The sequence below is a fragment of the Pseudotamlana agarivorans genome (assembly GCF_001642835.1).
Classification (GTDB): Bacteria; Bacteroidota; Bacteroidia; order Flavobacteriales; family Flavobacteriaceae; genus Pseudotamlana; species Pseudotamlana agarivorans.
This window is the reverse complement of record NZ_LXEI01000001.1, coordinates 23,448-36,633: the sequence shown is the minus strand read 5'-3', so window position 1 is coordinate 36,633 and position 13,186 is coordinate 23,448. Positions and strand designations below refer to the sequence as shown.

Sequence of the window (13,186 nt, the reverse complement as noted above, 5' to 3'; positions counted from 1 at the left end):
CCATTTATTAGTTGGTCATTTTTGTAGTTTTGTAGCGTGATAAAGTTAATGTTACATAAAGTATTTACAAGTTTGCTAGCCTTAATCGTATTGTTTTCAACGGTTTCATTTACTATTGAAAAGCATTTTTGCGGTGATGTGTTAGTAGATGTCGGGGTTTTTGTTGAAGCTGAAAAATGCGAAATGGAACCTTTAGAAGTACTGATGCAGAAAAACTGTTGTAAAGATGAAGTTGATGTTGTTATAGGACAAGATGAACTGAGTATGTCATCTATAGATGATTTAGATTTTGAGCAACAACAATTTCTTTACGCTTTCACTTACAGCCTTATTTTTGGTTTTGAAAGCTTACCAAAACAAAAGGTTCCTCATGCCAATTATTCACCACCCCTTATAGTTTCCGATATTCAGGTGTTAGATCAGGTTTTCATCATTTGATTTATAATTCATTATCCAATTTTTTAAAAAGAACACGCATATTCTAATTGTTAAGCGTGGCAAGTGGTTTGTAACCACGAAAATTATTTGAATTAAAAATTAAATGTCATTAAATATGAAACCTATTATATTTATGCTTTTACTGATGCCAGCCTGGCTCTTTTCGCAAGACCAACTAGAAGGCGTCATATTAGAAGCAGATAAAGAAAACAAAAACCTTGTTCTAGCAGGAGCAAATGTCTATTGGCTCAATACTACCGTTGGAGCCGTAACAGATATTGATGGAAAGTTTAAAATTCCTTATCAATCCGATTATAAAAAACTTGTTGTCAGTTTCATCGGTTTTCAAACCGATACCATTTCCGTAAGCAGTGCAAAACCCATAAAGCATTGGTTGAAACCAACTGATAATTTAGAGGCCATTACTGTGACATCCCGTAAACAGGCCACAGCAAAATCATATTTGAAAGCCACCAATACTTTTACCGTGAGTAGCGATGAGTTACTAAAAGCGGCTTGCTGTAATCTTGCCGAAAGTTTTGAAACCAACCCCTCAATAGATGTGAATTTTGCCGATGCCCTAACAGGAACACGACAAATAAAAATGTTGGGACTAACGAGTCCGTATATTTTAATAGCTACTGAAAATATACCTTCCATCCGTGGTGCGTCACAAGCCTTTGGTTTGAGTTTTATTCCGGGAACTTGGGTAGAGAGTATCCAAATTACAAAAGGTGCAGGAAGTGTGGTTAACGGATATGAAAGCATAGCTGGGCAGATAAACGCAGAGTTAGTTAAGCCAGCGACCGACGATCGTGTATACGTAAATGGTTACGGTGCTTCTAGTTTACGTACGGAGTTAAATACCCATATTAACAAAAAAGTTAGTGAACGCTGGGATACAGGATTGTATTTACACGGTAATTCGCATCAAGCTGAACATGATGTAAACCACGATGGTTTTCTGGATATGCCTAAGTATAATCAGATTAATGTGATGAATCGCTGGCAATACACCAATCTAGAAAAGGGACTAGTTAGTTTTATTAATTTAAAGTTTTTAAATGATGAAAAACAAACGGGACAATTAAATTTTGATCCTCATACTGATAAACTGACAACCAATGCTTGGGGAAGTGAGATTGATACACGTCGTTATGAAGTTTCCGGAAAAATTGGGTACGTCAATCCTAATATTCCTTATCAAAGTATCGGTGTTCAAGCGGCTTTTAGTAGTCATGAACAGGAATCTTATTTTGGTTTAAATACCTATAATATTACTCAGAATAGTTTGTATACCAATGCCACATATAATTCCATTATTAGCGATTCAAGACATAAAATTAAAACGGGATTGAGTTATACTTACGATCATTATGATGAGTTTGTAAATGCCCTAAACCTGGATAATAATTATGAAAGAACAGAATACGCTATAGGTGCATTTTTTGAGTATAATTACGATAATTTGGAAAAACTTAACTTAACCGCTGGTGTGCGTATCGATCATCATAATTTGTTAGGCACTTTTATAACGCCTAGATTTCATGCTAAATATACACCATGGGAAAAGTCGGCCTTCCGTATGTCTTTTGGTCGTGGTAAGCGAAGTGCTAATATTTTTGCTGAAAATCAAAATATGTTTGCTACGTCTCGTACCTTTAATATATTGAATTCAAATGGAAATATTTACGGATTAGATCCTGAAATTGCTTGGAATTACGGGGTATCTTACTTACAAGGTTTTAATTTATTTGGAAGAAAAGCCGATATCACTTTAGACTACTACAAAACCGATTTTACAAATCAGGTGGTTGTAGACTATGAAAACCCATTAGAGGTTAATTTTTATAATTTAGAAGGTAAAAGTTATGCGAATAGTTTTCAGGCTGAAATGAATTACAATGCTTTTGAACAATTCGATATGAGGTTAGCTTATAAATATTATGAAGTTAAAACGGAATATAAGTCTGGGCTGCTAGATAAACCTTTAGTGCCTAAACATCGTTTGTTTGCTAATCTATCTTATGAAACACAACTTAGTGAAGATGGCAAGCATTGGAAGTTCGATACCACTTTTAATTGGTTGGGTGAACAGCGCTTTTCTTCTACAGCAAGTAATCCTGTAGCGTATCAATTACCGGAATATACGCCTACTGTGACAACCTTAAATGCACAGGTGACTCGCGTTTTTTCTCCGAAATTTGAGATCTATGTAGGGGGTGAAAATATAACCAATGTGAGGCAACCAAACCCGGTTATGGCAGCAAACGACCCATTTGGAGCGAATTTTGATACTACTTTTGTGTACGGACCTATATTTGGGAGCTTGTATTATGCAGGTTTCCGTTTAAAACTATAATACTATAACAATTAAAAACAATTAAAATGAAAAAAACAATATTTCTTATCATGTGTCTTATAGGGACTTTATCTTTCGCGCAAAACAAAAATGCTAGAGCAACCGTAGAAGTTGACGGTGTTTGTTTAATGTGTAAGACGCGTATTGAAAAAGCCTGCTTTAAAACCAAAGGGGTAAAATCTGCAGTATGGGATGTGAAAACCCATGAACTTAGTTTGATTTATGATGAAAGAAAAACAGATTTAGAAACTATAAAAGCGAGTGTACTTGAGGTGGGTCATGATACTAAAGACCAAAAAGCGACCGATGAAGCTTATGCAAGTGTTCACCCTTGTTGTAAGTATCGTGATGAAGCTGTAAAAGACGATCATAACGAAGATACGGATTAATTCATCTTTTTAAACTATTATAAAGTATAAAGCCTCTAAGGTGTCATGTCTTAGAGGTTTTTTTCTGAACCACCCAGATGTAAGTGTATTCTTTAGTGATAGCGTTGCTTTCACGTCGTGTTTTGTAGGTCTTATACTTCGGTTTTGCGGTTTATCGTGTTAAAACTTTCAATTTATTTAGATTTGTTTTAAATAGTTTGCTGATATTAATAGGAGCAGTTATTTTTGCCGGAAATTACTATTTATAATTAGTTTAAATAAGATTTAGATTTTAAGGATGAAGCAACTTTTGGTAGTTATGCTAATTTGGGGTACCTGGTTTACACAGTCAGTTTGGTCTCAAGATAAAAAAAGTGGTCACTTGCAAGGAACGGTTACTACAGAAAATAAGACCCCATTGATAGGCGTCGATGTTGTCCTGTTGCAAACCGGAATTGGGAGTATTACAAATGCCGAAGGGGGGTACAAAATTCAAAATTTACCAGAAGGAACTTATACCGTACAATTTAGTTATATAGGCTTTGTGACCCAGAAAATTACGGTTGCTATTAAAGCCAATGAGACTGTAACTGAAAACATAAGTTTAACCGAAGATGTTACAGAAATTGACGAAGTGACAATAAGAGGCCGCTCTAAAGTCCAAACTGTAGAGCGACAACCGTATACCGTAAAGGCGATTTCCGCAAAACCGTTTTATAATTTGTCTACCGATGTTCAAAGCGTTTTAGGTCGTGTAGAAGGAGTAAAAATTAGAGAAGAAGGTGGTTTAGGATCAAATTCTGAATTTTCATTATTTGGTTTTTCAGGGAATCAGATTAAGTTCTTTATCGATGGGATTCCTATGGATAATTACGGATCGTCTTTAGGTTTAAACACCATTCCTGTTACAGCTATTGAACGTATCGAAGTCTACAACGGCGTTGTGCCAGTGTATTTAGGTACTGATGCTTTGGGGGGCGCGGTAAACATAATCACGAAACAAAATAATAATTTTTTAGATGCAGCTTACACTATCGGATCGTTTAACACACATCGAGCTGAGGTAAATGGCGCTTATACCAATTTGAAAACAGGGTTTACGCTTCGAGGAAATTTCAATTTTAATTATTCCGATAATAATTATGAGGTATTAGCCGATATTACTGATGCCAATGGAAATATTGAAGATACACAATGGGTAGAGCGTTTTCATGATCGTTATAAATCTGGTATGGCAAAAGTGGAAGCTGGTTTTGTAAATAAAACTTATGCCGATCAGCTATTAATTGGGCTTACTGCGGCTAAAGATGAAAACGATGTGCAAACCGGAGCAACAATGGAAACAGTTTATGGCGCTATAGAACAAAACAGCGAATCGTTAATTTCAACTTTAAAATACAGTAAAGCAGATTTGTTTACAGATGGTTTAGATGCGAGTTTCTATGCAGCGTATAATGTTACAAGAACCTTTAATTTAGATACTTTAACGGGTGTGCGCTATAATTGGTTAGGCGATCGTATTTACACGGGTAGTACAGAAGGGGAGCAAGGGGATAGAAATGATGAAACTATGTCTGATAATGAAGTTACAACGCAATTCAACTTAGGGTATCAATTAAACGATACGCATACGGTTTCGTTTAATCATGCTTTTCAATATTTCAATCGAGATGTAAACGATATTTTAAATCCGGATAAAATTGAAAACCAATTTCCAAGGTCTTATTACAAAAATAATTTAGGCCTTTCGTATACCATGTCACCTAACGATAAATGGAATGCTACTTTATTTGGGAAAGGTTATTTTTTAAAGGTTGAAACTAGTAAGCAGTATAATTTTGGAACAGGAGACTCACGAATTGATGCTTATGAAAATTCACAAAACTCATTCGGTTACGGATTAGCGACCACCTATTTTATTCTAAAAAATCTTCAGATAAAAGCCTCCTACGAGCATACCTACAGAATGCCTACACCAGAAGAAGTATTTGGTGATAACCTGTTTGTAACTGCCAATCCAGAGTTAGGGCCTGAACAAAGCAATAATTTTAATGTAAATGCCAAATGGGAATTTGAACCAGCAGAAAAGCATTATGTGCAATTGGACGGGAGTTTTATTTATAGAAATGCTTCCGATTTAATTTATCAACGTGTCACAGTGGCAAGTCCGCAAACGAGTTATGCAAATTTAGCCGAGGTAAGAACAATTGGTTATGCTGGAACCCTTAATTACTCCTTTAAAGATTGGTTGCGTTTAGGTGCTAATGTCACTTATCAGGATATTACAGATCAGGCCGATTTTGTTTATAACGATTATTCTGGGCAACAACCTAATTTTCAGAAAGGATTTCGTATTCCAAATATCCCGTATTTATTCGGAAACTTAAATGCAGGTTTACAATTTAACGATGTGTTTACTAAAGATTCTAATTTAAGTGTAAACTATTTCTTCAATTATATAAAGGAATACTACTTAAGTTGGGCAGAGTATGGATCTAAAGATACCAAGAAAATTATTCCAGAGCAATCGTCTCACGATTTAGCAGTGAGTTATAGCCTTAAAAATGGCAAATACAATATTTCCTTAGAATGTAAAAATTTTACAGATCAGATGTTGTTCGATCAATACAAACTACAGAAACCAGGTCGTGCCTTTTATTTAAAATTACGATACGCATTATAATAACAATTAATAATTTAATATTTAAATACAATGAAAATAACAAGAAAAATAACAGCTTGGAGTTTAGGTCTTATGGCAGCCGTGTCAATCATGTCTTGTAGCTCGGATGATAACGACGATAATTCAGGAAATCCAGATATTACTCAAAAACCCTATGTTTTATCTTTGGCTATTCAAGGTAGTGAAGGCGGATTTACCTATTATACCATACCTTTTGAAAACGTGATGGAAGGTTCGCTAACAGCAGCTGAGGAAGGTATAGATCAACCAGGTTATTACGATTTTACTAAAGTTGATAACACACTTTATAGTATTGGAGGGTTAGACAATACCGATGTATCGGCAATTAGTCAGAATGAAGATCAAACACTTTCTACAGAAGGAAATGTGTCTTTAAGTGAAAGTATTCGTGATTTGGTAAAAGCTGACGATGAAACTTTAATTTCAGCATCAATTGCCGAGGGCGCCGTAACCTTCCGTTTGTTTGATGCAAACACTGTAAGTATTACAGAAACTATAGCTAAACCTACTAGCGACTTACATGCAGCTACAGATGCTAATCCATCATTTTCAGGGATGCGTGTCGTAGGCGATCACGTGTTTTTAAGTTATTATATGAGTAACCCAGATACATGGGCAACTAATTATACAGACCAAGCTCAGGTAGCAGTATATTCTTATCCAGAATTAGATTTCGAAAAAGTGATTACAGACGACCGCGTTGGACCCCTTGGAGGATTTAATATTAAATCTGGTTTAGAAGTTGATGAGGATGGAAACATTTATGCCATTTCGCACTCTAACCCAGCTAATGGATACAGTCAATCTACTAAACCTGCTGGAATTTTAAAAATTAATGCAGGAGAAACAGAGTTCGATCAATCATATTTCTTCGATGTTGAAGACGCTACAGGAGGAAACAACGTATCGCATTTAAAATATTTAGGTAACGGAAAAGCATTTGTAGAAGTAAATACAGCAGCAAGAGCGGAGCAGGGTACATGGTCTGATAGTCCTTTGCGTTCTGCAGTCGTAAACCTAAATGACGAAACTGTTAACTATATAGCTGGAGTGCCAGTGCATAATGGAAATGGTCGTCGTTTAGCTGCTTTACATGACGGTAACTATGTGTATTTATGTATTCCAGAGGAAGGCGGTATTTATGTATATAGAATGGATGTAAACAATTATACATCTACTAAAGGTGCTGAGGTACAAGCTAATTTTGTAGCAGGGTTTTTTAAATTCTAAAATAAACAATTAAGTAACACCTACTGGCTAAGGTTAGAAACCTAGTTAGTAGGTGTTTTTATCTTTCTATGATCCTTTTTTAAATGAATAAAAAGCAAAAAAATCCAAGTAAATTAAGACGGTTAAATGATTGGCTTCACCTTTGGTTGGGGTTAATATCTGGTATCGTAGTATTTATTGTAAGTATTACAGGATGCTTTTATGCTTTTCAGCAGGAAATTAAAGATGTTTTAGAGCCCTGGCGTTTTGTGGAGGTTCAAAACAAAACTTTTGTACCACCTAGTCAGTTGCTAGATACAGCTGCCGTTTATATGCCTAATGCGAAACCAACAGGTTTAACATATGCCAATGTTGATGGTGCTGCCGCAGTTGGTTTTGGTGGAATGGAAAACGGGAAGCGTACTTTCTCTGTAGTTTTTATGAACCCTTACACAGGTGAGTTTCTAAAAAAACAACAAACCATGGGGGGGAGTGAATTTGACTTTTTTAGATTTATAATTAACGGACATAGAGCACTTTGGTTACCTTATAATATTGGTCGTCCTATAGTTGGAGTTTGTACTTTAGTGTTCTTATTATTACTAATTACAGGACTGGTGATGTGGTGGCCAAAAAACTGGAAAAAAAGGAATCGTGATAAGAGCTTTAAAATTAAATGGAAAGCTAAATTTAAGCGTCTAAATTATGATTTACATAATGTGCTTGGTTTCTATTCCTTATTGTTCGGTTTGATTTTAGGTATTACAGGCTTGGTTTGGAGTTTTCAATGGTTCGATCAAGCTGTGTATTTTGTGGCTTCTGGAGGAGAAATAAAAGAGATGGGACACCATCATCCTCATTCCGATTTAGCGAATAAAGATCTAGTCTGGAACGACAGTATTTCACCTATGGATAAGGCCTTGTACAAAACATTAGAGATCGATAAGCGTGTGGCAGGAATCTATTTAACCCCGATTTTAGAGGACGAGGACGATCCAATTGAAATTACCGTGTATCACGATGTAGGGACGTGGTACGATCATAACGAGTATTTTTATGATAGATACACGCTGGAGCCTTTAGAACAAAAAGGCAGTAAGTTTTCTGAAGCTTCTTTCGCCGATCGATTGTCTATGATGAATTACGATATTCATATTGGTTCTATTTTTGGCTTTGCAGGAAAGATTTTTGCATTTTTAATTAGTTTGGTTTGTGCTAGTTTACCTGTTACCGGATTCTTGGTTTGGTACGGACGAAAGTTTAAGAAACAAAAAGAAGTTGTCTCCTAAAGACCTTTTTATGTAGTGTTTGAAAAGTATATTAGAGCTGTATTTATTCTAGAATACTTTTTTAAATTTAACTTCACTGTTAATTTTGGTCAACTAAACAGTGTTGATTTACTATATAAAATATAGTAATATAAGTTGTCTTACTTTCACTATTTTTGATTTATGAAAACGAACATCATAAACTTAGTATTTTTAGCCTTTATTACAACTGGTTTTGCTTCTGAAGGATTACTTTTTAATCTGAAGAATTTCAACAATACCGAACTTGTTCAAATTACTAAAGATGCATCAACTACTGAAGCATTAAAATCTCGTTTTGAAGCTATTCAAAGTGCTTTTAAAACGCAGCAGCATTTATTTTCTACTAAGCACATTTCTGAATCAAAATATTTAAGGCAATTAAAAAAGCTGCGTAAAAAGGAATTAAAACTTTTTAAGGCTGTTAAGAGGCATGAGTTTGGTTCAGATGAAATGACCGACTATAATTTTTGGCATCAGGGTGTTTTAAAATTTCCAACGCAAATCGAGCAAAAACTGTTGCAATATACTTCAAGACCATAGTGCTTTAACATCGCGGTTTTCCTCAAAAGGGTAAGTGTTCTATTGCTTTAAAGGTCTACATTTTAAAAATTTATTTGGTGTTAAGTTCGCATTTTATGTAGTTGAACTTATAGCATTTATATCGTTTTAATTTAGACATAAAAAAACGCTTCAATCCTATATTATCGGGATTGAAGCGTTTTTGTATAATCTATTTATGATGTGCTATTACATCATTCCTGGCATACCACCACCCATTGGAGGCATCGCCGGAGCGTCTTCTTTAATTTCGATTAAAGCACACTCTGTAGTTAAGATCATTCCAGCTACAGAAGCAGCGTTTTCTAAAGCAATACGTGTTACTTTTTTAGGATCGATAATTCCTGCTTTAAGCATGTTTACGTAAGATTCAGATTTAGCATCGTAACCAAAGTCTTTTTTACCTTCTAATACTTTATTGATAACTACAGAGCCTTCGCCTCCAGCATTTTCAACAATCGTTCTTAAAGGCGCTTCAATTGCTTTGTTTACAATTTGAACACCTGTAGTTTCATCTAAATTATCGGTTGTGATTTTAGCTAAAACAGCTTTTGCTCTTACTAAGGCAACACCACCACCAGCTACAATACCTTCTTCAACGGCAGCACGAGTAGCATGTAAAGCATCATCAACACGGTCTTTTTTCTCTTTCATTTCAACTTCACTTGCAGCACCAACATAAAGTACAGCAACACCGCCAGCTAATTTCGCTAAACGCTCTTGAAGTTTCTCTTTATCGTAATCTGAAGTTGTTGTTTCAATTTGTGCTTTAATTTGGTTAACACGAGCCTTAATCGTTTCACCATCTCCAGAACCGTTTACAATAGTTGTATTGTCTTTATCTACAGTTACGGTTTCAGCAGTTCCTAACATGCTTAAATCAGCGTTTTCTAAAGTAAATCCGCGTTCTTCAGAAATCACAGTTCCTCCAGTTAGAATAGCGATGTCTTCTAACATAGCTTTACGTCTGTCACCAAAACCAGGAGCTTTAACAGCAGCAATTTTTAATCCACCACGTAGCTTGTTAACTACTAAAGTAGCTAAGGCTTGTCCGTCTACATCTTCAGCAATGATTAATAAAGGACGACCAGATTGTGCTACAGGTTCTAAAATTGGAAGGATTTCTTGTAAGTTAGAAATCTTTTTATCGAATAATAAGATGTACGGATTCTCTAAATCGGCAACCATTTTGTCTGAATCGGTTACAAAGTATGGCGATAAGTATCCGCGGTCAAATTGCATACCTTCAACAACGTCTACATAGGTTTCCATACCTTTAGCTTCTTCAACAGTAATCACACCTTCTTTACCAACTTTTTCGAAAGCTTTAGCGATTAATTCACCTATCGTATCATCGTTATTTGCTGAAATAGCAGCAACTTGTTTGATTTTTTCTGAAGAACTTCCTACTTTCTGAGCTTGATCTTCAAGATCTTTAGTAATAGCCTCAACAGCTTTGTCGATGCCGCGTTTTAAATCCATTGGATTAGCGCCAGAAGCTACATTTTTTAATCCTTCTTTTACGATTGCTTGAGCTAAAACGGTAGCAGTTGTTGTTCCGTCACCAGCTAAATCGTTGGTTTTTGAAGCGACTTCTTTTACCATTTGAGCACCCATGTTTTCGTGCTCGTCTTCTAATTCGATTTCTTTAGCTACCGATACACCATCTTTGGTTACAGAAGGTGCTCCAAAACTTTTTGAAATAATGACATTACGTCCTTTAGGACCTAAAGTTACTTTTACAGCGTTTGCTAATGCATCAACACCACGTTTTAAACCGTCGCGTGCTTCAATATCAAATTTTATACTTTTTGCCATGATTATGTTTTATTTTTTTATTCCCGCCTGCGCGGGAATCTAATTATTAAAATTTAGTGTGTTTTGTGAGGTTCCCGTCTTCACGGGAACGGAAAAAGTTATTTAAACGATTGCCAAAATATCGCTTTCACGCATGATTAAATAATCGGAACCTTCTAGTTTAAGTTCTGTTCCAGCATATTTACCATATAAAACAGTGTCCCCAACTTTTACAGTAATGGGCTCGTCTTTTGTTCCTGGTCCAGCGGCTACTACAGTTCCTTTTTGAGGCTTTTCTTTTGCGTTATCTGGAATGATAATTCCTGAAGCGGTTTTAGTTTCAGCTGCAGCAGGTTCTATTAGAACACGGTCTGCTAAAGGTTTAATGTTTAATCCCATTTTAATTTATGTTTTTAATTATTAAGTTTAAATTACTAGACTACATGATTACGAAAAATATGCCAATAGCATATAACTGACAAACTTGCAGAAACAAAAAATGCCAACTTAAAAAGTTGGCATTTTTGTCTTGTATATGGTATGCAATGAATACTTATTCTGCTTCTTTAACAGGAGCTGCGTCATTAGTTGCAGCTGGTGTTTCAGGTAAAGCTACAGGTGCTGGAGCAGCTTCAGTATCTAATGCTTTAGATTCTCCTGTACCAGGTCCTCTGTTAATAGCTACATTAGACGCTAAAATTAATACTAAAAGTAAAGTAGCTAAGTACCAAGTGCTTTTATCTAAAAAGTCTGTGGTCTTTTTTACACCACCTAATTGTTGTGTGCCACCACCACCGAAAGATGATGATAATCCGCCACCTTTAGGGTTTTGAACCATGATTACTACGATTAGTAAAAACGCTACCACCACTATAAGGACTAAAAATATTGTAAACGTACTCATTGTTATTTATTATTTTGTTCTTGTAATTGCTCTACTGCTTTAATTTGGTTTGCAAAGAAACTACTTTTTTCTGGATATTTCAAACTTAAAATTTTATAAGATTGAATTGCCTTTTTAAAGTTTTTCTGTTCAACATAAATTCGCGCTAAAGTCTCTGTCATTAACGCTTCCGGCTGTATCATCTGGGCTTGCGCTAAATTTCCCTTTTGCATTAAAGGTTTCGTCGGACTTATTTTAGGGTTTTCAGCAATGAATTTATCAATAAGTTTGAATTTTTTCTCCTTCTCTAAATCGGTTGTTGATGTCGGTTCTGGTGAAGATTCATCACTTTTCATTTCCAGTTTTTCCTTTTCTGGTTCTCTTTCAATAGGTTGAAACCTGGTAAGTTGTAGCCACTCGTTAAAAGAATGTGATTCTTTTTTATTAAAAGGAAGAGGTTTTCCTAACTCCAAAATGGCTTCGGCTGATTTTTCATCAGGGTTTGAGTCTTGCTGTTTTTCTTGACCCTTTTCCGGAGTGTTCGAAATTATAGGTGTTTCTTTTAAAGGTCTAGGTTCTTTAGGTTCAAAGAGTGCTGGATCTAAAACACCATCGGTATCATTAATTTGCTGATTAAGACGATCGTCAATAGATACCTTTTTGTTGATAGAAAGATCTTCAGCTTCAACAGCAAGGTCTCCCAAATAATTACTGTTGCTTTTTATGGTCTCCGAAATTTCATTTTGAAAGAATACTTCCGAAGTAATAAAATCAAACAAAATACTTCTATCGGTTGTATAGGCGGCTGTAATTTTAAGTTCTTTGTTGTACTGTAGACTACTTTGATCTTTTAAACCTTTGAGGTAAATAGCTCTTGCCGCTTGAAAATAAGGGTGTTTTTCAAGAATAGATTTTAATCCATCGGTTTGCTCATGAGTTAACTCCTGGGGCTTTTGAAGGATGTGTATAAAATCTGCTTGTGTCATTTGTGGTTTAAATTTTAAGCCTGCCAATTACCATTTGGCTAATGTAGCGTTAAAGATATCTTGTGTGATACGTTCAAATATTTCTTCTTGGGCTGTTGTTTTTAATGAACCAACTAGTTGATCGGTTCCTGGGTAGTCATAGAAAAACGAAAAACGCTGTTCTAGGTCGTCCTCTGGTTTTTTCTTGTTGAAGAACCGTAGGCTTACACTTATAGTTAATCGGTTTTGAGCAGCTATTTGATCGGAAGTAGCCGTAGTTGGAGAAATTCTGTATTCGGTAATTTCACCTTCGTATACCAAATCACCTCCAGAAGGCACTAAATTTAAATTGGTTTGATTTTGAATTAAGTCTTCTAGCGCCAATTTAAAGTCTCGCTCTAAACCAGGCTCGATAAGTAAAGCGGTATTTTCAAAACGATTTACTTGATATGTCGTTACGCCTGCAGGAATGGAAGCGCCTGTGAAAGAATAGATGCCGCAACCTACAATAGTTAAGCTAAAAAGGATAAAAGTGAAGGGGATAATATATTTTCTCATTCTAAGTACTCCTGATTTTGATGATAAAGGTTTG

12 protein-coding genes are annotated in these 13,186 nt (G+C 35.5%); 7 read left to right on the top strand and 5 right to left on the bottom strand.

The features are described 5' to 3' along the window. Positions 1-36: 36 nt before the first annotated feature. The 7 genes from A6I66_RS00140 (at position 37) to A6I66_RS00110 (ending at position 8,931) form a co-directional block, all read left to right on the top strand. Positions 37-438 carry an HYC_CC_PP family protein gene (locus tag A6I66_RS00140; RefSeq protein ID WP_084399350.1) on the top strand — a complete coding sequence of 134 codons (402 nt, stop codon included), beginning with the start codon at positions 37-39 and terminating at the stop codon, positions 436-438. 115 nt (positions 439-553) lie between these two features. Further along, complete coding sequence (locus A6I66_RS00135; RefSeq protein ID WP_067145558.1) at positions 554-2,800, top strand: TonB-dependent receptor; 2,247 nt, start codon at positions 554-556, stop codon at positions 2,798-2,800. Positions 2,801-2,826: 26 nt separating this feature from the next. Further along, positions 2,827-3,189 carry a heavy-metal-associated domain-containing protein gene (locus tag A6I66_RS00130; RefSeq protein ID WP_067144636.1) on the top strand — a complete coding sequence of 121 codons (363 nt, stop codon included), beginning with the start codon at positions 2,827-2,829 and terminating at the stop codon, positions 3,187-3,189. A 277-nt stretch (positions 3,190-3,466) separates the two neighbouring features. Continuing rightward, positions 3,467-5,851, top strand: a complete 2,385-nt coding sequence (locus A6I66_RS00125; RefSeq protein WP_084399348.1) for a TonB-dependent receptor — start codon at positions 3,467-3,469, stop codon at positions 5,849-5,851. Between the two features lie 30 nt (positions 5,852-5,881). Then, on the top strand, positions 5,882-7,102 hold the full coding sequence (locus A6I66_RS00120; RefSeq protein WP_067144634.1) for a DUF4374 domain-containing protein: 1,221 nt from the start codon (positions 5,882-5,884) through the stop codon (positions 7,100-7,102). A gap of 83 nt (positions 7,103-7,185) precedes the next feature. Then, a complete protein-coding gene (locus A6I66_RS00115; RefSeq protein WP_067144632.1) occupies positions 7,186-8,370 on the top strand; it encodes a PepSY-associated TM helix domain-containing protein in 1,185 nt (394 codons plus the stop codon). Positions 8,371-8,532: 162 nt separating this feature from the next. Further along, the gene (locus tag A6I66_RS00110; protein ID WP_067144630.1) at positions 8,533-8,931 is read left to right on the top strand and encodes a hypothetical protein; all 399 of its coding nucleotides are present in this window, start codon (positions 8,533-8,535) and stop codon (positions 8,929-8,931) included. A gap of 207 nt (positions 8,932-9,138) precedes the next feature. Here A6I66_RS00110 and groL read toward each other — a convergent pair whose 3' ends face one another. The 5 genes from groL to lptE all read right to left on the bottom strand — a co-directional run bounded on the left by groL (position 9,139) and on the right by lptE (position 13,152). Next, positions 9,139-10,767 carry a chaperonin GroEL gene (gene groL / locus A6I66_RS00105; protein WP_067144629.1) on the bottom strand — a complete coding sequence of 543 codons (1,629 nt, stop codon included), beginning with the start codon at positions 10,765-10,767 and terminating at the stop codon, positions 9,139-9,141. A 102-nt stretch (positions 10,768-10,869) separates the two neighbouring features. Continuing rightward, positions 10,870-11,145, bottom strand: a complete 276-nt coding sequence (locus tag A6I66_RS00100) for a co-chaperone GroES (RefSeq protein WP_067144628.1) — start codon at positions 11,143-11,145, stop codon at positions 10,870-10,872. Between the two features lie 154 nt (positions 11,146-11,299). Next, positions 11,300-11,650, bottom strand: coding sequence for a preprotein translocase subunit SecG (secG, locus tag A6I66_RS00095; RefSeq protein ID WP_067144627.1), 351 nt, complete (start codon positions 11,648-11,650; stop codon positions 11,300-11,302). Between the two features lie 2 nt (positions 11,651-11,652). Beyond that, on the bottom strand, positions 11,653-12,615 hold the full coding sequence (locus A6I66_RS00090; RefSeq protein ID WP_067145554.1) for a hypothetical protein: 963 nt from the start codon (positions 12,613-12,615) through the stop codon (positions 11,653-11,655). A gap of 27 nt (positions 12,616-12,642) precedes the next feature. Further along, positions 12,643-13,152, bottom strand: a complete 510-nt coding sequence (lptE, locus tag A6I66_RS00085; protein ID WP_067144625.1) for an LPS assembly lipoprotein LptE — start codon at positions 13,150-13,152, stop codon at positions 12,643-12,645. Positions 13,153-13,186 lie beyond the last annotated feature (34 nt).